Genomic DNA, 20,756 nt, shown 5'->3' with positions numbered 1-20,756 from the left:
GGCTCAGGCGCCTTCGTCGCCGACCGCGCCGATGTCCCCGACGACGTTCGCGAGGTCACGCCCCCACGCCAAGAGCGACTCGTCGGCGCCGAAAGGAGCGACCGCCTGGAGACCGAGGGGCAATCCACCGACTCGACCACAGGGAACCGTCAGCGCCGGCACGCCGGCGTGGGTCCACGGGAGGTTCATGATCGGATCGCCGGTGTCGTCGATGCCGGACGGAGCGGGTCCGGGGGCGGCCGGGGAGAGCAACAGGTCGACGCCGTGTTCCCGCATTCGGTCGCCGACCCGCGAGCGGAACGCACGGACCGCCGCGCGAGCGTCGGCCAGTTCGCCGACGCCGACGTCGTGGCTCGCCTCGATCAGGTCGGCCGTCGGGTCGGCGAACCGGTCACCGTACTCGGCGTAGCGCTCGGCGTGTGAGAGCGCCAACTCGGCCCCCGTCAGGTCGTCGTGTCGGTCGTTCACCGCCTCGATGTCGTCGAGCATCGCCACCCGCCGAACCTCGTAGCCGGCGTCGGCGAGGGCGTCGACGCCCGCCTCCAGACCCGCGCGTCCCGCGGAACTCGCCTGATCGAGGTACGGGCCCTCGACCACGCCGAGAACGGGACGCTCGTCGGCGGTGACTGGCTCCCAGCCGTCACAGAGAACCGACGCGGCCCGCTCCGCGCCGGCGACGTCCGCAGTGAAGGTGCCCACGTGGTCGACGGTGGACGAGAAGGTGACGACGCCGTCGCGCGGGATTCGGTCGTAGCTGGGCTTGAATCCGACGATACCGCAGAACGCCGCGGGACGGATCACCGAGCCGACGGTCTGTGTGCCGAGTGCGAGCGGACACATACCGGCGGCGACGGCGGCCGCCGATCCGCTGGAAGAGCCACCCGGCGTGTGCCCCAGATCGTGTGGGTTCCGCGTCGGCGCCGGTTCGAAGTAGGCGAACTCGGCCGTGTGGGTCTTACCGACGTGCAGGGCACCGGCGTCGAGCAGTCGGCGAACGGCCACCGACTCGCGGCCGGTGATCGCCGCGGGCGGTACCGACGACCCCGCCCGCGTCTGGAAGCCGTCGACGTGGAAGATGTCCTTCACACCCACGGGAACGCCGTAGAGCGCCGGTCTGGAGGCAGGGTCGTCGTGTCGGGCCGCGAGCGCCTCGGCCTCGCGGCGAAGCCGTGATCGACGCGCAGACTCGGGGACGAGTGCCCGAACCTCGCCCTCGGCGGCGTCGATGCGGTCCGTGCAGTGGTCGATCAGCGACACCGGCGAGCGCTCGCCGGCACGGAGGGCGGCGACTAACGGATCGAGTGCCTGTGGATCGGTAAGCATTGCACCCAGGTCACACGCCGGAATGATAACGCTTCGGTCGGCGGCGATCCGTCCGACGACGGATCCCCGTGGGATCACTGCGCCGCCGTCGGGATGGGGTCGTGCGACGACTGCGCCCGCGTCGTTGGTGACCGGGGACCCCCATCCGTGATTTCGACGACATCACGCACGACGATGTCGAGCGGCAGCAACGCACCGCTCAACGCCATCGTCGCCCTCTCGATGGTCGTGGTCACGAGGTGGTCACCTCGTTAGCCGGGCCGGTGCGTGAGCAGCGGATACGTCTCGACCAGTGTCGTCCGCTCGACGATGGCGTCGAGGCCGTCGTATCGGACCGGCGACCAGTACCATCGGCGTGAGCAAAGCATCAGCCCCGTCAGGTCGCCGCCGACGACGCCGGACTCGTACTCATCGGCCTCCTCGCGGTGACGTTCAGGTTCGTCGTCCCGGACGCGTGGTTCGAGGCGGCCCGGGAGCACCTGCGCGCCTCCGAGGGCGTCCGCGACCCGTCCTGTGGGATGGAAGTGGACCCGAACGACGACGGCACCGTCGAACTGGAGACGGAGAGCGGGACCGAATACTTCCGCTCGGAGTCGTGCAAGACGGCCTACGCCGAATCCCAGCGACAGTCGGACGCGACCGTCTGTTGACCCGCGACGGCTGGCGTCTCGCCTCGAAGAACGCCCTCGGCGAGTGGGGACTGTTGTGGAAAGACATCGTCGCGGGCTTCCTGATCGCGGGCCTGATCGGCGCCGCCGTCCCTCGGGCGTGGTGGACGACCCTGTTCGGCGTCGGTGCCGAGGGGACGCTCACGTGGGTCGTCGCGAGCGCCGTCGTCGGCGTCATCGTCGCCGTCGTGACCTTCGTCTGTTCGGTGGGGAACGTCCCCTTCGCCGTCATCCTCTGGTCGAACGGCATCGCTTTCGGCGGCGTCATGAGCGTCATCTTCGCGGACCTGATCGTCCCGACCATCACGGACGCCGACCGTCGGTACTACGGTCTCCGGATGGCCGCCGTGCTGTTCGTGAGCATCTTCCTGACTGCCGTCGTCTCGGGGGTCGCCATCCACTCCCTGTGGGCCGCCCTCGACCTGATCCCGCCGGCTGACGAGGTGGGGGGAACCGCCCCCGGCGGCTACACGACCTACCTCAACGCCGCGTTCACCCTGCTCTTCCTCGGACAGGTGTACGTCGGGCAGGTGAGCGAGGCGAGCGAGGAGGCAGACGTGGCGGAGCCACACGCCTGAAGTCACCCGACCCGAGTCAGCGGTTGCGGCCGACGGGGAACTTCACGCGGTCGGGGGAGTCGTTGAACCGGTCACGGGTCGTCCGGTACAGCACGTTTCGCGTCCGTGTTCCGCGACGCGGGTGACCGAGATAGCGAGGGCGGAGTTCGACCCACGACGCACGCTGGACCACGCTGATCGTGGGTCGGTCGTTCACGTCGAGCGAGACTGCACCTCTGGCGCGCTCGGCTGTCCGGTGGGGTCCTGTTCGCGGTTGCCGGCCTCCGACTGCCCGGTTGGCGCCGGTCTCGTGGCTGACGGTCACCGCCCGACAGTTGGCGTTTCACGCCGGTGGAGCCGGACGGCCGCGAGCGTCGCGACGAGGCCCGCCACCGCCGCGACGCCGAAGGCGATGCGGTAGCCCACGACGGTGTACACGCGGGCGCCGTTGAGCACCTCTCCCGTCCAGTAGGCGTCGAGGACGCCGCCCAGAACGGCGGGAAGGACCGCCGCACCGAGATAGCCGAAGCCGTTGACGACGCCGGTGACGGTACCCGCAACCGCGGGGGCGTGACGCTCCTTTCCGACGGTGAAGACGAGGGCGACGCCGCCGTTGGCGAGGAGCGCGAAGAAGAAGACGGGCGCGACGACGGCGAGCGGGGGGACGAGGACGAGGGCGGCGTAAGCGAGGGTGAACAGCACCGCCGCGGCGACGACGAGTTCCGTCCGGCGGCCGAGCCGGTCCGAGAGCGCGCCGAGCAGCGGCGACCCGAGGACGAATCCCACGTTGCCGACGAGAACGAACGTCGAGGCCCGGGCGAGCGAGATACCGTAGGTGTCGACGAGGAACGGCACACCCCAGAGGCCGAGGACGGTGAAGTTCACCCCGAGCACGCAGAAGAGAATGGCGCCCATCAGCCACGTCTCGCGCTCCGCGACGACGGTCCGGACGTTGGCGACCACCTCGGCGAGCGAGGCCGCATCGGCGTCGCCGCCGCCGTCGTCGCCGGCCGTCTCTAGCCCTGCCCGAGCCGGCGTGTCGCGGACGAACGCCGCGATGGCGAGGGTGAGTAGGCCCGTCGTGGCGGCCGCCGCGAGCATCGCAGTCCGCCAGCCGACGGCGGCCGTGGCCATCGCCAACGGCGTCGTCGCGAGGATACCACCGAGGCCCGCAGCGGCGACGGTGTATCCGGTCATGGTCGCGTACTGGTCGCCCCGAAACCAGACGGCACAGAAGCGGAGCGTGCCGATGTAGAGGACGCTCCCGCCGAGGCCGACGACCGCCCGGGCGAGGAAGGCCGCCGGTAGCGACTCGCTCAGCGCGAACCAACCGACGCCGACGGTCAGCAGACCGAGTCCGGCGGCACCGACCCACCGCGGTCCGTAGCGGTCGACGATCAGCCCCGCCGGGAGCTGGAGCGGCGCGTAGACGTAAAAGAAGGACGCGTGGAGCAGGCCCAACTGGGACCCGGTTGCGTCGAAGGTACGTGCAAGCGAGTCCGCGAGAACCGCCGTCGCGGTCCGATGAAAGTTGACGAACAGGAAGCCGGTCGCGAGGAGGGTCCACAGGGCGGCGCGTCGCCGTCGAGTCGAGCGGGGGGGCACGCCTCTCCCTCGCGGAGTGACGGTAAAATAGCGACCGGTTCGTCGCGGCGTGGTGCAGCATTCGGGGCCGCACCTCACCGCGCGGGCGACGGGCGGCGACGGGCGGGACCGATCAGTGGAACGTCCGGCTGGATTCCGTCTCGGTGGCCACGTCGCCCTCGTCGGTCGTGAACCGCTGTTCGATCTCGCGGTAGCGCTCGCGCACGTCGTCGGTGACGCTCGCGGTCACCTCGTCGAGGGCCTGTTCGAAGTGGTCCATCGTGACCCGGACGTTGCCCACGGATTCGCCGATTTCCTCGGGCGAGACGCTGTTGATGAACTCCCGAGAGGCAGCCATCGAGGCTTCGCGGCAGACGGCCTCGATGTCGGCGCCGACGTAGTTCTCGGTGCGCCGAGCGAGGCGGTCGAGGTCGACGTCGTCGGCCAGCGGCTTGTTTCGGGTGTGAACCTCGAAGATGGCGCGGCGCGCCTCTTCGTCGGGGACGGGCACGTGGATGTGACGGTCCAGTCGACCGGGGCGCAACAGCGCCGAGTCGATGAGGTCCGGCCGGTTCGAGGTGGCAATCACCACGACGTCCTCCAGCGTTTCGAGGCCGTCGAGCTCCGTGAGGAGCTGCGAGACGACCCGCTCGGAGACGCCGGAGTCGCCGGTGTTGCGGCCGCGCTCGGTCGCGATGGCGTCGATTTCGTCGAAGAAGATGACGGTCGGGGCGTTCTCGCGAGCCTTGCTGAAGATCTCACGGACGCCCTTCTCGCTCTCCCCGACGTACTTATCGAGCAGTTCCGGCCCCTTCACCGAGATGAAGTTGGACTCGGCCTCGTTGGCGACCGCCTTCGCGAGCAGGGTCTTCCCGGTGCCGGGCGGGCCGTACATGAGCACGCCCTTCGCGGACTGCATGTCCATGGCCTCGAACACCTCGGGGTAGTCGAGGGGCCACTGGATCGTCTCACGGAGGCGTTCCTTGGTGTCTTCGAGGCCGCCCACGTCGTTCCAGGTGACGTCGGGGACCTCGACGAACACCTCGCGGAGCGCCGACGGCTCGATGCCTTTCAGCGCCTCGCGGAAGTCGTCCTCGTCGACCTCCAGGGATTCGAGGATCTCGGCGTCGATCTCCTCCGCTTCGAGGTCGATGTCCGGGCGGATGCGCCGAAGCGCGTTCATCGCGGCCTCCTTGGCGAGGCTCTCGAGGTCGGCGCCGACGTAGCCGTGGGTCGAGTCGGCGAACTCGTCGACGTCGACGTCCTCGGCCAGCGGCATGTTGCGGGTGTGGACCTGCAGGATCTCCCGGCGGCCGTCGCGGTCGGGGACGCCGATCTCGATCTCGCGGTCGAACCGGCCGCCCCGCCGGAGGGCGGGATCGATGGCGTCGACGCGGTTGGTCGCGCCGATCACGACGACCTCGCCGCGCTCTTCCAGGCCGTCCATCAGGGAGAGGAGTTGGGCGACCACGCGCCGTTCCACGTCGCCGCCGGCCTCGCCGCGTTCGGGCGCGATGGAGTCGATCTCGTCGATGAAGACGATGGCGGGCGCGTTCTCCTCGGCCTCCTCGAACACCTCGCGGAGTTGCTCCTCGCTCTCGCCGTAGTACTTCGACATGATCTCCGGCCCGCTGATGTCGTGGAAGGAGGCGTCGATCTCGTTGGCGACGGCCTTGGCGATCAGCGTCTTGCCGGTCCCCGGCGGACCGTGCAGGAGCACGCCTTTCGGCGGATCGATGCCGAGCCGCCGGAACAGTTCGGGGTGGCGCATCGGCAGTTCGATCATCTCGCGAACCTGTTCGAGTTCGCGGTCCAGACCGCCGATGTCCTCGTAGGTCACGTCCGGCGTCTCGGGACTCGCGTCCGCAGCCTCGGTCTCCCGGATCTGTTCGGCGGGCTGTTCGCTGATCTGCACCTCGGTGGAGTCGGTGACGACGACCGTCCCCGAGGGATCGGTGTCGGCCACCTTCAGCGGCAGGGCCTTGTTCCCGCGGCCGCCCATGAACCCGAAGCCGAAGGGGACCCGGAGGGTCTGTCCTTTCGTGATCGGCTTGTCGGTGAGCTTATCGCGGAGGTAGGGGCCGATGTCGCCGCGGATCCCGATCTGCTGGGGGAGCGCGACGGTCACACGCTCGGCCTGTTTCACCTCGGCTTTCTCGACTTCGACGCGGTCGTCGATGCCGACGTTGGCCTGCTGGCGGAGCTGTCCGTCGATACGGACGACGCCCGTGCCCTGATCCTCGGGAAGACCGGGCCAGACGCGCGCGATGGCGGTGCCTTCCTTCCCCTCGATACGGATGTAGTCGCCGACTTCGAGACCCATCTCCGCCGCGGCCGCGCGGTCGATGGCGGCGAGTCCCCGGCCGGCGTCTTTCTGTTTCAGTGGTTTGACGACGAGTTTCATAGTTCGCCCCTCACGACGAGTACGCCGTTGTTCGTGTCAACACTTTCGACCGAACCGGGCACGTCGAACTCCAGTTCGGTCCGTCCGTCGACCAGAACGATAGCCGTCCCGTCGACGACGTCGGTGGTCAGGCGGTCGTCCGCGACGCCGACGTCGGCGGCGACGACCCACCCGTCCTCGTAGTCGTACCGGCGAACGAACCGCTCGTCCTCACCGGCGAATTGCTGGTTCTCCATGATGATTCCTAACCCCAAGTTAGGTATCTAAGTACTTAAATCTTCCTCCGCCGAACCGCACGACGGTAGCGGGAACTCCGAGAGTCGGTGAAATTGCGGTTCACACGTATTTGGGGTCGCGGGCGGGGTTTATGCCCCTGCCCGCGCTACCGTCTGTATGGAGACGGTTACACACCACGGTCGGGAGACTGCCTACCGACGACACGACCGGGGCGGGGACGGGGAGCCGATCCTGTTCGTCCACGGGAGCGGCGGTTCACACCGGGTCTGGAAGTCACAGGCCCGTCTGGCCGACGACCGGCCCGTGATCGCGCTGGATTTGAGCGGGCACGGGGAGAGCGAGGATATCGACGCCGCACCGGGGTACGAGACACTGTCGGCTTACGTCGACGACGTGCTGGCCGTTGCCGCGGCGACGGACGCCCACGTCCTCTGTGGGAACTCACTCGGCGGTGCCATCCTCTTGACGCTCGTCCTCGACCGGGACCCCGACGTCGACCTCTCCGGGCTAGTTCTCTCGGGGACGGGCGCCAAACTCGCCGTTCTCGACGATCTCCTGCGGTGGCTACGGACGGACTTCGAGCGGGCGACCGAGTTCCTCCACGGGCCGGATCGGCTCTTTCACGACCCGGACGAACAGCTGCTCGCGGTGTCCCGAGAGGCCCTGGCGGTGGCGGGACAGGAAGTGACCTACCGCGACTTCCGGACCTGTCACGAGTTCGACGTGCGCGGGGACCTCGACGCGGTGGGAGTACCGACGCTGGCCGTCGTCGGGGAACACGACGCGCTCACGCCACCCTGGTACCACGAGTCGCTGGCGGAGGGGATTCCGGGTGCCGAGTGGACGACGATCCCGGACGCGGCCCATCTCGCCATGCTGGAACGCCCCGAGGCGTACAACGACGCCGTGTCGGCGTTCTTGGAGCGAATCGCCACACATTAGCGCGCCGGCCACGAACTCGCGGCCGTGCCACAGCGCGTCGAGCGAACCGATCCGGACGGCGTCGACTTCGGTTGGGTGATGCAGGTGACGTTCGTTACGACCATCGTCGCCGGCGCGCCCCTCGTTGCGGCGCTCTCGACGACGACGACGCTCCCGACGTGGGGCGCCCGCGCCGCCTTCGCCGTCCGGGTGGGCGCGCTCGTCTGGTTCCTCACCGCGATTGCCGCCTACGTGTATGCGCGTCGCCGGGTGGAAAGCGAGGTCGAGTGACCGACGGGATCGAGAGCCGACGGTCGGACGGGGCGATCCGGCCATAGCCGGAAGCTCTTTGCCACGTACGCGACACCTCAACGGTATGATCGACGAGACCATCGAGGAGATTCGTCGGATGCAGACTCACAGTTCGTCGGTGATCGCGGTCAAGGCCACCACTGCACTCGGGGAACTCCTCGACAGGGACTACCAGAACGTCGAAGCCTACGAGCGCGACCTGGAACGCAACGCTGGGGCGCTCCGTCGGGCCAACTCCTCTCACGCCTCCCTCCACAAGGCGATGCGGGAGGTGGTCGACGGCGTTCTCGGGGAGACCGACACCGTCGAGGCCGCCAAGGACCGGACCCAAGAGGTGATCGACCGGATCACCGAGCGGATCGAGACGGGCAAACACCGAGCGGCCGCCCGCGCTTCGACGACTTTCGAGGACGGCGAGTCTTTCCTCACCCACGACTTCTCCACGACGGTCCTGGAGGCAGTCGAGGTGGCGGCGGCCGAGGGCCGTCACCTCACCGCCTACGTCACCGAGGCGCGGCCGCGGTACCTGGGTCGCAAGACCGCTCGCCGCCTCGCCGAGATGGACCGCGTCGACACCCACCTGCTCGTCGACAGCGCGGCGGGGCACATGCTCGACCGCTGTGACCGCGTCGTCGTCGGCATGACCTGCATCGTCGGCGACACGCTCTACAACCGCGTCGGCACGTTCCCCCTCGTCGCCGCCGCGAACGTCGCCGACGTCCCCGTCGTCGTCGTCGGCTCGGAGTCGAAGATCATCGAGAGCGACTTCGTCTTCGAAAACGAGGAGCGTGAACCCGCCGAGGTGATCCGCGAACCGGTCGTGGACGTTCAGATCGAGAACCCCGCGTACGACGCGACGCCGCTAGATTTGATCGACAGCGTCGTGACCGATCAAGACGAGTTCAAACCCTAACGCCGGATCAACTCGGAGAGCCGGTCCCGAAGCCGTTCGTCGGGACCGAGACGGAGATAGTACGCGTCGCCGTTGTCCTCGTAGTAGTTGTCGATCCGCCGTTTGATCTCGAATCCGACGGATTCGTAGAAGTCGAGGGCCCGCTCGTTCGTCGCGCGGGCGTGACAGGTGACGGTTCGGTGTTCCTCGGCCACCTCCGCGACGAGTCGACGGCCGAACCCCTCGCCGCGGCGCTCGGGTGCGACGGCGAGAAAGAGGATGTATCCGTCGCGTCGGGCCGTGGCGAAGCCGACGAGTTCGTCGTCGAGGTAGAGGAGGTGGGTCGTCGCGCGTCGGTAGGCGTCCATGAAGAAGCGCTTGCGCTGTTTCAGCACGCCCTCGTTGCGGCGGATCCGCTCTTTGAGTTCCCAGGCCTCGGCGGCGTGGTCCGTCGACCCGGGACCATCGACACGTTTCTCGACGGTGACGCTCACTACACGGCCACTAGGACCGTCGGGTGTTATAACTTCACCGTCGCCGACATCCGTCGCCGGATTCGGCCCGGCGTCGGTGGCGCCGGAGGGAACCGTTTTGACGCAGCCGGTCCTCGATCCGACGACGGTCGACCCGTCGTGATCCACCGATGAGCTACGAACTCCGCCCCCACACCGCCGACGTCGCCGTCGAGGCGGCCGGGGAGAGCCTCGGCGAGACGTTCGCCGCCGTCGCCGACGGCCTCGCAGCGGCCACCTGCGACGAGATTCCCGACACCGGCGAGCGCTTCTCGCTCACCGTCCGCGCCGAGGGACTGGAGGCCCTCCTCTTCGACTATCTCGACCAACTGATCTACGAACGCGACGTGCGTGGCGTCCTCCCCGTCGCCAACGAGGCAGTGGTCCGGGAGGACGGCGACGAGTGGGTGATCGAAGCGAGCGCCCGGGGTGTGCCCTTCTCGGAGATCAGTGCCCGCGACGTGAAGGCGGTGACCTACTCCGAGATGCGCGTCGAACGGACGGACGGAGAGTGGGAGGCGTACGTCGTCCTCGACGTGTAGTAACGTATTCCCGCGTCGATCCCCTCGGTTCAGCCATGACTACACGCGAGTTCGACGGTATCACCCTCGAGCGCGTTCGGGAGCACGTCTGGGAGATTCCGCGCGAGGGCGACATGCGCGTCCCGGCGCGGGTGCTCGCGAGCGACCGCCTCCTCGAACAGATCGGCGACGACAAGACGCTCCAGCAGCTCAAGAACGCGACCCACCTGCCCGGCATCACCGACCACGCCATCTGCATGCCGGACGGCCACCAGGGGTACGGCTTCCCCGTCGGCGGCGTCGGCGCGATGGACGCCGAGAGCGGCTGTATCTCTCCGGGTGCGGTCGGGTACGACATAAATTGCGGCGTGAGATTGATGAAAACAAATCTCACGTACGCCGACGTGCGGGGCCACGAGGAGGAACTCGTCGAGGCCCTGTTCGCGAACGTTCCCTCGGGTCTGGGCGGCGGTGGCGTCGTCGAGGGCGATAGGGATACCGTGGAGGCAGTGCTGGAACGCGGCGTCGACTGGGCGCTCGAAGCGGGGTGGGCAGTGCCGGACGACCTGGAGCACTGCGAGGACGAGGGTTACCGGCCCGATGCCGACCCGAGCGCGGTCTCACAGAAGGCGAAGGACCGCGGGAAGAACCAACTGGGGAGTCTCGGGAGCGGCAACCACTTCCTCGAAGTCCAGCGGGTGACCGACGTGTACCGCGAGGACGTCGCCGACGCCTACGGCCTCGAACCGGATCGGATCGTCGTACTGATTCACTGTGGGAGCCGCGGACTCGGCCACCAGACCTGCACCGACTACCTCCGAAAGATCGAGAAACGCCACGGTGACCTGCTCGCCGACCTGCCCGATAAGGAACTCGCCGCCGCCCCCGCGGGGTCGGAACTCGCCGAGGAGTACTACGGAGCGATGTGTGCCTGCATCAACTTCGCGTGGGTGAACCGCCAGTTGATCATGCACCGGGTGCGACAGGTGTTCGAGCGGGTCTTCGATCGCTCGTGGGAGGCGATGGACATGCACCTCCTCTACGACGTGGCCCACAACATCGCCAAAAAGGAGACACACGAAGTGCAAGGGGAAGAGCGCGAACTCTACGTCCACCGGAAAGGGGCGACTCGGGCGTTCCCGGCCGGCCACCCCGAGGTCCCATCCGCCTATCGCGACGTGGGCCAACCGATCATCATTCCGGGGAGTATGGGTGCGGGGAGCTACGTGCTCCGGGGGGGCGAGGCGTCCATGGACCTCACGTTCGGCTCGACGGCCCACGGCGCGGGCCGCGTCATGAGCCGAACCCAGGCCAAACAGGAGTTCTGGGGCGAGACCGTCCAGAACGAGCTTCGCGATCAAGAACACGTCTACGTCAAGGCACAGAGCGGCGCGACGGTGGCCGAGGAGGCTCCCGGCGTCTACAAGGACGTCGACGAGGTGGTCCGCGTCTCCGACGAACTGGGCATCGGCGACAAGGTGGCGCGGATGTATCCGGTCTGTAACATCAAGGGTTGAGACTCGCATCCGGTCGCGTCGTCGACATCGACCCGTTCCGCCTCCGTTCCGGAGTCGGCCACGCGCCGCGTATCGCCGCTGGAGCGTAGCGGACGCCGCCACCACGGTGCCGAGCGGAGTGAGGCCGACGGTCAGCACCCGCACCCACAAATGGCAAATAGTTAATAACATCTGCACGCAACCGATATGCCGTATGTTACCACTCCAACTGGGGCCCGGAATCGGGATGCAAGGACTCGTACCGGCACTCGTCGGGGCGGTTACGACCGTCGTGGTGTTCGTCGTCGCTTTCGTGGTCATCTACCTGATCGGGAAGGCCGTCGTGCGTCGGGGGGTGCGGGGAGCGCTCGAACGCCGCGGATTCGACGAGACGCTCGTCGGTCTCGCGGTGAGTACGGCCGTCGCAGTCGCCGCCGTCCTCGCAATCGCACTGGCCGCGACCGTCGCCGGATTCGGCGTCGTCCTCGCCGCGTTCGCGACGCTCGCGGGTGCGCTCGCACTCGCCGTCGGCTTCGCGGCCCAGGACCTCATCGCTAACTTCGTCGCCGGCGTCTTCATCATCCAGGACGAACCGTTTACCGTCGGCGACTGGATCGAATGGGATGATGGGAGCGGCGTCGTCCGGGAGATCCACCTGCGCGTGACGAAACTGGACACGTTCGACAACCAGTTGGTCACCGTGCCGAACGCCGACCTGGCCAACGCGGCGGTGGTGAACAACGTGGCAAACGACCGGCGACGGATCGCGGCCGAGTTCGGCATCGGTTACGCGGACGACATCGAGCGAGCGCGGGCGGCCATCGTCGAGGAGGCGGCGGCCATCGAGGGCGTCCTCGACGACCCCGAACCGTCGGCACCCGTCACGGGACTTGGCGACTCGGCGGTGGTCCTCTCCGGACGGTGCTGGATCGATCCACGGAAACACGGCTACGGCGCCGTCCGCGCTCGCCTCCTCGAAGCGGTCAAGGGGCGCTTCGACGACGAGGGGATCGACATGCCGTACCCCACCACGGAACTCACTGGCGGCGTCGAGGTGACGGAGGTCGGTGGGGCCGAGGCAGCGACGGGCGACTGAGCGGCCCGTCGTTCACCGGCCGAGTCTGACGTACTCGCTCTCCGGACGCGCCTCGACCGCCTCCCCGTCCTCGAATCGGACGTAGCTCAGGTAGAACGGCTCCCCACAGCCGGACGCGTCGTCGTCGCGGAGGGTCCCGTCCTCGCCACAGACGAAGCGCACGCCGTCGGCCGCCTCCACGTCCTCGTCGGCGCCGACGTAGGTCCAGCCTTCGAGTGGGTACGGTGTCACCGACTTGTCGGCGAGATACCCCTCGCGTTCGAGTTCGACGACCGCCTCACACCGGGGACAGTAGTACGTGACCGGGTAACTCATACGGACGGTAGGGGCGAGACGAACTTATACTGTCGGCCGAGGTTCACCGAACGACGGTGACCGGGACGGGCGACCCGCGAACGACCGTCTCGGCGACGTTGCCGATGAACAGCCGATCCGAGAGGCTACCGCTGTGTGATCCGATGACGACCGTGTCGTAGTCCGCGGCGGCCTCGACGATGGTCCGTGCGGGTCGACCGATCCTGACGTCGGTGTTGATTTCGGCGTCGTACTCGGCGGCGACGTCGCGGGCGTCGTCGAGGACGTCCCTCGCCCGTTCCTCCATCGCCTCCTGGATATCGTCTGCGAGGGCCAGCTCCGTGGCGACCCCCATCATCGGCGACGGGCCGCCAGCGACGTGGAGGACCGTAATCTCCGCGTCGTCGAACGTTTCGAGGGCGTACCGGAGCGCACCGACCGCCATCTCCGAGTCGTCGATCGGAACGAGGACGCGAAAGCTCATATCGATCGGTTCGGCGGATAAAGGGATAAGCACTCGGACGGAACCGACGGTGCACTACCGGACGACGCCGACGCCAGCGGAAAAATATTGTGTAGTTACTGCACTACTGTCGCCCCATCGAGCCGGGATTTCGGTCGGTAGCGGTCAGTCACTCGTCGGTTCCGCCACACCCGTATCCGCCTCCGGCCCGCAAGCCGGAAGGAATCGTTCGGCCGGACAGAAGTCGGTGAAGCTACTCTGAACGAGGTTGAGTCCGGCAAATGCCGAAATTGCCAGGAACCACGAGTTGACGAACACGCCGAGCAGTAGCCCGATGAGCACGACGGATCCGCCGAGACGCCGAACCTGAAAGTGGCACGTATCGGTCATACGATTGTGTATAAATATTGCAATACACAAAACTCTATCGGTGGCGCGCACCGCCCGGAACGGTAGCACAGGCGACAGCCTCCCGACCTTCGGTACGTTTATTAATCCAACTCCCCGCCTTTGTTGGCATGAGCGGACGACCCCTCGACGTGTTGGAGGCCTCGCTTGACGAGGACGTGACGGTGTATCTCAAAGACGGGCGGGCGTTTCACGGCGTCCTCGGCGGGTACGACCAGCACATGAACGTCGTGCTCGAACCTGGCGACGAGGTCGACGAGGGCGTTCTCGGCGATCCGAACGTCGAGCAGGTCGACAACACAACCATTATACGCGGCGACAACGTCGTGACGATAAGTACATGACGGGAGCAGGAACGCCGAGTCAAGGCAAGAAGAACAAGACGACCCACGTCAAATGTCGACGCTGCGGTGAGAAATCGTACCACGTTCGAAAGAAGGTCTGCTCGTCGTGTGGCTTCGGTAAATCTGCCAAGCGCCGCGACTACGAGTGGCAGAGCAAAGCCGGCGAATAACGTCGGTTCGCTCCCTCTTCGTTCGTCTCATCTCCAGAGTAAGGGCCGATAGCGTGCCGTCTAGCGGCGAATTTCGATACGTCGCCCCGGACGAACACGGGGGCAATAGCGTGGCTTTTTACCCCGCGGTACACTACGGACGCTCATGGCACACGGGCGGGACCACCGTACCCCGGACGGGATGACCGAGAAGTGTGGCGTCGTGGGTGTTTCACTCGCCGACCGCGACGCCGCGCGTCCCCTGTACTACTCGTTGTACGCGCTCCAACACCGGGGACAGGAGTCGGCCGGCATCGTGACCCACGACGGGTTCCAGCAACACAGCCACGTGGAGATGGGACTCGTCGGCGACGTCTTCGACGCGGAAGACCTGGACCAGTTGAACGGACCGACGGGGATCGGACACGTACGGTATCCCACCTCGGGTGGCGTCAACGCCTGTTGCGCCCAGCCCTTCTCCGTCTCGTTCAAGTCGGGGTCCCTCGGACTCGCCCACAACGGCAACCTCGTCAACGCCGGGGAGATCCGGTCGGAACTCGAGGCGCTGGGACACGCCTTCACCTCCAACGGCGACACCGAGGTGATCGCCCACGACCTCGCGCGCAACCTGCTGGAGGCGGACCTCGTCCGGGCGGTCAAACGAACCATGAGCCGCATCCACGGCTCCTACGCCCTGACGATCATGCACGACGAGGCCGTCCTCGGCGTCCGGGACCCCGAAGGGAATCGACCGCTGTGTATCGGGGAACTCGACGACGGCTACGTGCTCGCCTCGGAATCGGCCGCTATCGACACGCTCGACGGCGAACTCGTCCGCGACGTGGCGCCGGGTGAACTGATCGTCCTCGAACCCGACGGGACCGGCTTCGACTCGTATCAACTCGTCGAACGCGACTCCACGGCCCACTGCTTTTTCGAACACGTCTACTTCGCCCGCCCGGACTCCGTCATCGACGACGGACTCGTCTACGACGTGCGCCGGAACCTCGGGCGCGAACTCTGGGCCGAGAGCAGTATCGAGACGGACGTGGTGATGCCCGTCCCCGACTCCGGACGCTCCTTCGCCTCGGGCTACGCCGAAGCCGCGAACGAGGACGGCGCCGGCGTGGAGTTCGCGGAGGGCCTGATGAAGAACCGCTACGTCGGCCGGACGTTCATCATGCCGACCCAGGACGAACGCGAACGCGCGGTGCGGCTGAAACTCAACCCGATCCGCAGCACCGTCGAGGGCAAGACGGTCACGATCATCGACGACAGCATCGTCCGGGGTACCACCTCGACGCAACTGGTCGACCTGCTCCGGGACGCCGGCGCCGAGGAGGTCCACGTCCGGATCGGTGCCCCACCCATCGTCGCTCCCTGTTACATGGGCATCGACATGGCGAGTCGGGACGAACTCATCGCGGCCGACCGAAGCGTCGACGACATCCGGGAGACCATCGGCGCCGACAGCCTCTCTTATCTCTCCATCGAGGCCATCGCCGACGTCCTCGGTCGGACGAAAGGCGACCTCTGTCTCGGCTGTGTGACCGGCGAGTATCCGTACGACATCGAGGACGAACGGACGGACCGCGACGTCTCTCGTCCGGCCGTCGGGAGCGAGTCCGCCCCGGCGGACGACTGACCGTCGACCACCCGTTATCGACCTGACCAGAAAACCGGCAATTGGACGCGAAACCGGCAATATTTTTCAAGGGGTCGTGTGTACGAGCAAGCGACCATGAGCGAGGAACGCGACGCTCGGCTGGGACGGCGACGGCTGTTGCAGGCGGGCGCCGGTGCCGTCGGGGCCGGGTTGGTCGGTGCGGGAGCGACCGGGACCGCGACGGCCCAGTCGGGGCCGTTCGGCGGGTGGATGAGCGACGTAGGCAACTACGAAGGGGTCGTCGACAACACCGGACAGGACGAGGTGACAGTCACTGTCGGCGCCGAGGGCAACGGCGGCGCTTTCGCGTTCGGCCCCGCGGCGATCCAGGTCGACCCCGGAACCACCGTCGTCTGGGAGTGGAACGGCGAGGGCGGCCAGCACAACGTCGTCGCCGAGGAGGGCGCCGACTTCGAGAGCGAACTCACCTCCGACGCCGGGTTCACGTTCGAACAGACCTTCGACTCCGAAGGCACGATCAAGTACTTCTGCCAGCCACACCGCGCCCTCGGCATGAAAGGCGTCGTCGTCGTCGGCGCCGCTCCCGAGGGGGCCGAAGTCGTCAGTGGTGGCGGCGGTGGCGGCGGTGGCGGCGGTGGCGGCGGTGACGGTGGCGGAGAGAGCGGCGGTGGTGGCGAGAGTGGGAGCGGCGACGGCGGGGAGAGCGGCGGTAGCGCCGCCAGCCAGGTGATGTCCCTGACCGTCGGCGGCGCCCTCGTGGCCGCGTTCCTCTCGCCGATCGTCTTCGGCATCTTGCTGTTGCTCCGCGGTGGGGGCGGCAGTCCGCCGGACGAGAGCGGCATCGAACAGGGCGAGCCGAGCCACGAGGACTAGGCTCCGAGTCGCCCCCGGCTCGTGCTGTCGGCTGTAACCGTTTCGCGAGGGCCGCCACACCGGAGTGGTGACTATCCGTATCGGTTGACGGCCGGTGGTATCAGGGACGTTCGTCGACGACGCTGGTGTCGGCGACGAACGCCCGAATGATCGCACCCTCGGCCCGGTGGAGTCGTTCGCTCGCCGTCGATTTTGCGATGTCGAGGTGGTTCGCGAGCCCCGTCAGGGTACACGTCCGCGGCGTGTCGTAGTAGCCCCGTTCGACGGCGGTTTCGATCAGTTCCCGTTGGCGGTCGCTCACGACCGACTCGGGGTCCATCGACGTCCGGACCGACCGGACGTCGAACTCGAGACCGAACGTGCGGAACTGGTCGGCGAGCGACGACAGACGGTCCTGCGAGGCGGTGATTTCGAGGTCGGCGATCCCGTCGACGATGGTGACCGGCGGTTCGAACGGCGCACGCGAGTTGCGAATGGAGAGGAGCAAGAGTGGTTCGTCCGTCTCGAACTGGACCAGTGCCCGGTCGTCGCCGCGGTGCAACACCTCGAACACCCGGACCCCCGGCGTCTCGTCGAGTCGCGAGAGGACGGTGCCGAGATCCGGGGCAGTGAGTTCGACCAAGCCGACACCCGTCTCGTCGTCGGGGAGCGCAGCCAGCACTCGGAACGTCGCCTCCGGGTAGCGACCCGAGAGGTCGGCGATCCAGATGTCCTCGGGCAGCGTCACCGCGAGTCGAGCCGTGGGCATGGTTCACCGGTGGGCCGCCGCGGGGATATGTCCACGGAACGCACCTGCTCGTGGGTGGCGTGCCGGGGATGTCACGGCGAGACCCGACTACGCGCTCGTCGACCCGGTACGCCCGTCAGCCTGCGGTTCCGGATCGAAGATGTCGGGGCGCTCCTCGCCCTCGGCGGTAACGATGGCCAGACAGCCACGCCGGGCCACCCGGGTCAGGGCGTGGTCGACGAGTTTGAAGTTCCCCGGGACGGGGAAGTTCATCGTCGCGATACACGTACTCCCCGGAGCGACCGGGGAGGTCTGGATGTGGGTCTGTGGCTCGGTGGTGAGCGAGCCTTGCGGGTAGAACTCTTCCCAGACGTTGCCGATTGGGTGGAAGCTACTGGTGAGGTTCGGTCCGCCGGTCACGAAGTAGACCCGGGCGGTGTCGTCGGTCGACACCGTCGCCGCCGATCCGTAGACGTCGGGCGTCAGGCCGTACTTCTCGCCGTTCATGACGACGTAGGTCGGCTCCTCCCGCTTCATCGCCGCCATGTCGAAGCTGTGTTTGCCCCCCTGTCCGGCCTTGCCGTCGGTGTAGATCTCGTGTTGGCCCAGGTAGAGTTCCTGGTCGACGGCTGGGAGACCCGCCTCGGGTTCGACGAGAATGATCCCGAACATCCCGGCGCTGATGTGCATGTCGAGGTTCGGGACGGCACAGTGGTAGATGTACGCCCCTGGGTACGTGGCCTTGAACGTCAGGTGACTGGTCTCGCCGGGTGCGGTCATGGTTGCCTCGGCGCCGCCGCCGGGTCCCGCCGCCGCGTGGAAGTCGACGTTGTGTGGCAGGGCGTTCTCCGAGGCGTTCTCGAGGGTGAGATTCACCGTATCCCCCTTCCGGACCCGCACCAGCGGTCCCGGCACCTGACCGTTGTAGGTCATGTAGTCGAAGGTGACGCCGGGCTCGATTTCGGCGGTCACCTCCTCGGCGCGGAGCGTCACGTCGACCTCTGCGGGTTCGCTCCGGTCGATGGGGTCGGGGATGTCGGTCGGGTCCGCAGCGATCCGATCGACGCTGGGACTGGACTGCTGTTCGACGCGGTTACGCTGTTTCTCGGCGTCCGCCGTCGGAGCCTGAACGGTACACCCTGCCGCCGCCGCCGCACCGCCGACGCCGAGCGCCTGGAGCGCCCGCCGACGGGTGGTTTCGAACATCGGGTGTCACCTCTACGTGGAGGGTCGGGGGCGAACCGTATGAACCGACGAGCCGATTCTTGCGGGGTGGTACCGGGTACGAACCGGTTCGGGTCGGACGTAAAGGTGGACGCGGTGGCACGGACGACACGTGAGACGGGACGACGGTGGCGGCTGGTGGCTGGTTCTGACTTACGACCGTCCGTGTGACGCCACGCGAACGGCCGGGAGGAACCGGCGCGTCAGCAACAGAAGATGAAGGGGTAGACGAAACTGACGCGGTCGCCGTCCTCGATTTTCGTGTCGAAGCCGTCGAGGACTTCGTTGAACTTCCCGTTGACCAGCACCCGCGCGTAGGGTTTGGTCTGTTCGCCTTCGGGGTTCTTGTGCCACTTCCCCGGGAGGTTCTCGGGGGGTTTCGCCCACCCGTCCGTCGTCGCCTCGGCTTCCGTCTCGGCTATCAGCATCTCCGCGAGATCCGGATGCTCGTCGAAGAAGGTCTCCAACAGATCACGGAGGGTGTCGCCCTCGAACGTGAACTCCTGGTGGGGTCGTTCCATCGCGTCGCGGACGTGGCCCGTCGCGCGCAGGTGGACCGTCGTCGTTCGGGGATCGGTCCCACTCTCGGGGTCGGTTGTCGTGCTCATGACAGCTAGATCTACGCGACTATCGACCGAAAAGCTGTGTCCGAACATGTTCGATCAGCGCGTGCGCGCCGCTCGCGGATGACCGGAGCCAAGCCCCGGGAAACGGCGGGCCTAAGTGACTCCCGGGGTGTGGGTGAGTATGGTGCGCGATCCGTTGTCGGGCGACTCCCGGCCCGACCTGCAGTCGGTGCTGGACGCGCTCGACGACGCCGACTGCCGGACCATTATCCAGCATCTCGACGAGCCGATGACGGCGACCGAGGTGTCTGAGGAGTGTGATATCCCCATGTCTACGACCTACAGAAAACTCGACCTACTGACCGAGGCGTCGTTGCTCGCGGAGGGGACCGAGATCAGACCCGACGGGCATCACGCGACCCGGTACGAACTCGACTTCGACGCCGTCGCCATCGGGCTGACCGAGAACCGAGAGCTCGAGGTGGCCATCGACCGTCCGACCCGTACCGCCGACGAGCGGCTGGCGTCGCTGTGGGGGGAGGTGCGAAAGGAAACATGAGCCACCTCGACATCGCGCTCGTGGCGGTCAAGACCGGCACACTCCTGCTCGGGACCCTCATCACCCTCCTCTCGCTCAAGGCCTACCGGCGAACGGGCGCAACCTCGCTCCGCGCGCTCGGCGTCGGGTTCGGCCTCGTCACGGTGGGGGCGCTCCTCGCGGGCGTCGGCCACCAGTTCACCGCGCTCTCGCTCACTCACTCGATCGTCATCGAGAGCGGTCTCACGTTCGTCGGGTTCGCGATCATCGTCTACTCGCTGTACGTCGAGTGACCCGCCCGGACACCGCACTCGGGTCGGGGCCGACACACTCGGATACCATCGACGGCATCTCGCGTCACCGCCGTCGCCCGCGTCACGCCGGTCAGTAGACCACGTACAGCAGGGCGTAAACGACGTTTCCGAGGACGAAGGAGATCAGCCAGAGGCTCGCCGCGACGCGCCCGACGCGGGCATGAGCGGTGTCGACGAGCGCCGAGACGGGGCGGGTCGTCGCGAGCAAGAGCACGTAGTAGAGCAGCGGGATACAGACGACGGCGAGGAGGATGTGGACGGCGAGCAAGGGGAGGTACGCCCACGTGTAGACGACGTCCGGCCCGGGGAACTCCGCCGGCCCCTCCAGTGCCACCTTGTAGAGGTAGAGCACGAGGAAGACGGCGAAGAGGGCGGCCGAAGACAGCATCATCGCACGGTGTTTCTCGAACTCACCGCGGCGGGCGAAGACGACGCCCGCGAGGATGGTCCCGACGGCGACGGTGCTGACGACGGCGTTGACGTGAGGGATGACCGACAGGGTCGCCTCGGGCGCCCGCGGGATGGAACCACGGGGAATCGCTCCCAGCACCGCGCCGAACACCAGCGCCAGCGACACGACGGTCAGGATCGCGGTGAGTTCGGGCACGTGGTCCCGTGCAGTGCGGATCATGGTCGACACTCGTCCGGCGATCCACAAAACGGCAGCGGGTTCCGGCAGGTTCGGGAGCCGGAGTGTGACATCGGG

Annotated in this window: 28 protein-coding genes; 14 read left to right on the top strand and 14 right to left on the bottom strand. The window is 67.3% G+C overall.

Annotation, left to right across the window (positions count from 1 at the left end):
• Positions 1–3: 3 nt before the first annotated feature.
• Both V8686_RS09640 and V8686_RS09635 read right to left on the bottom strand, forming a co-directional pair.
• Positions 4–1,323: an amidase gene (locus V8686_RS09640; RefSeq protein WP_379703777.1), complete on the bottom strand. Its 1,320-nt coding sequence runs from the start codon at positions 1,321–1,323 to the stop codon at positions 4–6.
• A gap of 74 nt (positions 1,324–1,397) precedes the next feature.
• Complete coding sequence (locus V8686_RS09635) at positions 1,398–1,559, bottom strand: hypothetical protein (RefSeq protein WP_379703776.1); 162 nt, start codon at positions 1,557–1,559, stop codon at positions 1,398–1,400.
• 189 nt (positions 1,560–1,748) lie between these two features.
• Here V8686_RS09635 and V8686_RS09630 point away from each other — a divergent pair, with 189 nt between their 5' ends.
• Entirely contained in the window at positions 1,749–1,973 is a 225-nt protein-coding gene (locus tag V8686_RS09630; protein WP_379703775.1) for a hypothetical protein, read from the top strand.
• Positions 1,970–2,569, top strand: coding sequence for a permease (locus V8686_RS09625; protein WP_379703774.1), 600 nt, complete (start codon positions 1,970–1,972; stop codon positions 2,567–2,569). Before V8686_RS09630 ends, V8686_RS09625 begins: the two co-directional genes overlap by 4 nt.
• Before the next feature lie 16 nt (positions 2,570–2,585).
• On the opposite strand, the gene V8686_RS09620 is transcribed toward V8686_RS09625, so the two are convergent.
• The 4 genes from V8686_RS09620 to V8686_RS09605 all read right to left on the bottom strand — a co-directional run bounded on the left by V8686_RS09620 (position 2,586) and on the right by V8686_RS09605 (position 6,772).
• The gene (locus tag V8686_RS09620) at positions 2,586–2,765 is read right to left on the bottom strand and encodes a hypothetical protein (RefSeq protein ID WP_379703773.1); all 180 of its coding nucleotides are present in this window, start codon (positions 2,763–2,765) and stop codon (positions 2,586–2,588) included.
• A gap of 104 nt (positions 2,766–2,869) precedes the next feature.
• Positions 2,870–4,153: an MFS transporter gene (locus tag V8686_RS09615; RefSeq protein ID WP_379703772.1), complete on the bottom strand. Its 1,284-nt coding sequence runs from the start codon at positions 4,151–4,153 to the stop codon at positions 2,870–2,872.
• Between the two features lie 112 nt (positions 4,154–4,265).
• Positions 4,266–6,536, bottom strand: a complete 2,271-nt coding sequence (locus V8686_RS09610) for a CDC48 family AAA ATPase (protein ID WP_379703771.1) — start codon at positions 6,534–6,536, stop codon at positions 4,266–4,268.
• Positions 6,533–6,772 carry a DUF7127 family protein gene (locus V8686_RS09605; protein WP_379703770.1) on the bottom strand — a complete coding sequence of 80 codons (240 nt, stop codon included), beginning with the start codon at positions 6,770–6,772 and terminating at the stop codon, positions 6,533–6,535. Before V8686_RS09605 ends, V8686_RS09610 begins: the two co-directional genes overlap by 4 nt.
• Positions 6,773–6,929: 157 nt before the next feature.
• On the opposite strand from V8686_RS09605, the gene V8686_RS09600 reads away from it, so the two are divergent.
• The 3 genes from V8686_RS09600 (at position 6,930) to V8686_RS09590 (ending at position 8,919) form a co-directional block, all read left to right on the top strand.
• Positions 6,930–7,715 carry an alpha/beta fold hydrolase gene (locus V8686_RS09600; RefSeq protein WP_379703769.1) on the top strand — a complete coding sequence of 262 codons (786 nt, stop codon included), beginning with the start codon at positions 6,930–6,932 and terminating at the stop codon, positions 7,713–7,715.
• Positions 7,716–7,739: 24 nt separating this feature from the next.
• Positions 7,740–7,985 carry a DUF5822 domain-containing protein gene (locus V8686_RS09595; protein WP_379703768.1) on the top strand — a complete coding sequence of 82 codons (246 nt, stop codon included), beginning with the start codon at positions 7,740–7,742 and terminating at the stop codon, positions 7,983–7,985.
• An 85-nt stretch (positions 7,986–8,070) separates the two neighbouring features.
• Positions 8,071–8,919 carry a translation initiation factor eIF-2B gene (locus V8686_RS09590; RefSeq protein WP_379703767.1) on the top strand — a complete coding sequence of 283 codons (849 nt, stop codon included), beginning with the start codon at positions 8,071–8,073 and terminating at the stop codon, positions 8,917–8,919.
• Here V8686_RS09590 and V8686_RS09585 read toward each other — a convergent pair.
• Positions 8,916–9,392 carry a GNAT family N-acetyltransferase gene (locus tag V8686_RS09585; protein ID WP_379703766.1) on the bottom strand — a complete coding sequence of 159 codons (477 nt, stop codon included), beginning with the start codon at positions 9,390–9,392 and terminating at the stop codon, positions 8,916–8,918. The two genes, V8686_RS09590 and V8686_RS09585, sit on opposite strands and share 4 nt — an antisense overlap.
• Before the next feature lie 149 nt (positions 9,393–9,541).
• On the opposite strand from V8686_RS09585, the gene V8686_RS09580 reads away from it, so the two are divergent.
• The 3 genes from V8686_RS09580 (at position 9,542) to V8686_RS09570 (ending at position 12,523) form a co-directional block, all read left to right on the top strand.
• Positions 9,542–9,952, top strand: a complete 411-nt coding sequence (locus tag V8686_RS09580; RefSeq protein ID WP_379703765.1) for an archease — start codon at positions 9,542–9,544, stop codon at positions 9,950–9,952.
• 35 nt (positions 9,953–9,987) lie between these two features.
• Entirely contained in the window at positions 9,988–11,448 is a 1,461-nt protein-coding gene (locus V8686_RS09575; RefSeq protein WP_379703764.1) for an RtcB family protein, read from the top strand.
• Between the two features lie 193 nt (positions 11,449–11,641).
• On the top strand, positions 11,642–12,523 hold the full coding sequence (locus V8686_RS09570; protein ID WP_379703763.1) for a mechanosensitive ion channel family protein: 882 nt from the start codon (positions 11,642–11,644) through the stop codon (positions 12,521–12,523).
• Positions 12,524–12,535: 12 nt separating this feature from the next.
• On the opposite strand, the gene V8686_RS09565 is transcribed toward V8686_RS09570, so the two are convergent.
• The 3 genes from V8686_RS09565 to V8686_RS09555 form a co-directional block, all read right to left on the bottom strand.
• Positions 12,536–12,838 (bottom strand): hypothetical protein, encoded by a 303-nt coding sequence (locus tag V8686_RS09565; RefSeq protein WP_379703762.1) that lies wholly within the window; start codon positions 12,836–12,838, stop codon positions 12,536–12,538.
• A gap of 43 nt (positions 12,839–12,881) precedes the next feature.
• Entirely contained in the window at positions 12,882–13,301 is a 420-nt protein-coding gene (locus V8686_RS09560; RefSeq protein WP_379703761.1) for a universal stress protein, read from the bottom strand.
• A gap of 144 nt (positions 13,302–13,445) precedes the next feature.
• A complete protein-coding gene (locus V8686_RS09555; RefSeq protein WP_379703760.1) occupies positions 13,446–13,670 on the bottom strand; it encodes a YgaP-like transmembrane domain in 225 nt (74 codons plus the stop codon).
• 128 nt (positions 13,671–13,798) lie between these two features.
• Here V8686_RS09555 and V8686_RS09550 point away from each other — a divergent pair, with 128 nt between their 5' ends.
• The 4 genes from V8686_RS09550 (at position 13,799) to V8686_RS09535 (ending at position 16,681) form a co-directional block, all read left to right on the top strand.
• Entirely contained in the window at positions 13,799–14,032 is a 234-nt protein-coding gene (locus V8686_RS09550; RefSeq protein WP_379703759.1) for an LSM domain-containing protein, read from the top strand.
• Positions 14,029–14,202 (top strand): 50S ribosomal protein L37e, encoded by a 174-nt coding sequence (locus V8686_RS09545; protein WP_049936239.1) that lies wholly within the window; start codon positions 14,029–14,031, stop codon positions 14,200–14,202. Before V8686_RS09550 ends, V8686_RS09545 begins: the two co-directional genes overlap by 4 nt.
• 145 nt (positions 14,203–14,347) lie before the next feature.
• Positions 14,348–15,826, top strand: a complete 1,479-nt coding sequence (purF, locus tag V8686_RS09540) for an amidophosphoribosyltransferase (protein WP_379703758.1) — start codon at positions 14,348–14,350, stop codon at positions 15,824–15,826.
• A gap of 96 nt (positions 15,827–15,922) precedes the next feature.
• On the top strand, positions 15,923–16,681 hold the full coding sequence (locus V8686_RS09535; protein ID WP_379703757.1) for a halocyanin domain-containing protein: 759 nt from the start codon (positions 15,923–15,925) through the stop codon (positions 16,679–16,681).
• Positions 16,682–16,781: 100 nt separating this feature from the next.
• Here the strand turns inward: V8686_RS09535 and V8686_RS09530 are convergent, their stop codons facing one another.
• From V8686_RS09530 to V8686_RS09520, 3 genes are all read right to left on the bottom strand, one after another.
• On the bottom strand, positions 16,782–17,429 hold the full coding sequence (locus V8686_RS09530) for a helix-turn-helix domain-containing protein (RefSeq protein WP_379703756.1): 648 nt from the start codon (positions 17,427–17,429) through the stop codon (positions 16,782–16,784).
• Positions 17,430–17,516: 87 nt separating this feature from the next.
• Positions 17,517–18,614 (bottom strand): copper-containing nitrite reductase, encoded by a 1,098-nt coding sequence (gene nirK / locus V8686_RS09525; protein WP_379703755.1) that lies wholly within the window; start codon positions 18,612–18,614, stop codon positions 17,517–17,519.
• A 221-nt stretch (positions 18,615–18,835) separates the two neighbouring features.
• Complete coding sequence (locus V8686_RS09520) at positions 18,836–19,240, bottom strand: MoaD/ThiS family protein (protein WP_379703754.1); 405 nt, start codon at positions 19,238–19,240, stop codon at positions 18,836–18,838.
• A 139-nt stretch (positions 19,241–19,379) separates the two neighbouring features.
• Here V8686_RS09520 and V8686_RS09515 point away from each other — a divergent pair, with 139 nt between their 5' ends.
• Together V8686_RS09515 and V8686_RS09510 are read left to right on the top strand one after the other, a co-directional pair.
• Positions 19,380–19,757 (top strand): helix-turn-helix domain-containing protein, encoded by a 378-nt coding sequence (locus tag V8686_RS09515; RefSeq protein WP_379703753.1) that lies wholly within the window; start codon positions 19,380–19,382, stop codon positions 19,755–19,757.
• Positions 19,754–20,029, top strand: coding sequence for a DUF7521 family protein (locus tag V8686_RS09510; protein WP_379703752.1), 276 nt, complete (start codon positions 19,754–19,756; stop codon positions 20,027–20,029). Before V8686_RS09515 ends, V8686_RS09510 begins: the two co-directional genes overlap by 4 nt.
• A 91-nt stretch (positions 20,030–20,120) precedes the next feature.
• On the opposite strand, the gene V8686_RS09505 is transcribed toward V8686_RS09510, so the two are convergent.
• On the bottom strand, positions 20,121–20,681 hold the full coding sequence (locus V8686_RS09505) for a DUF420 domain-containing protein (protein ID WP_379703751.1): 561 nt from the start codon (positions 20,679–20,681) through the stop codon (positions 20,121–20,123).
• Positions 20,682–20,756: the final 75 nt, after the last annotated feature.

Source organism: Haloplanus litoreus (assembly GCF_045690335.1).
GTDB classification, from domain to species: Archaea; Halobacteriota; Halobacteria; order Halobacteriales; family Haloferacaceae; genus Haloplanus; species Haloplanus litoreus.
The sequence above is the reverse complement of the archived record's forward strand: the minus strand, read 5'-3'. Positions and strand labels throughout refer to the sequence as shown.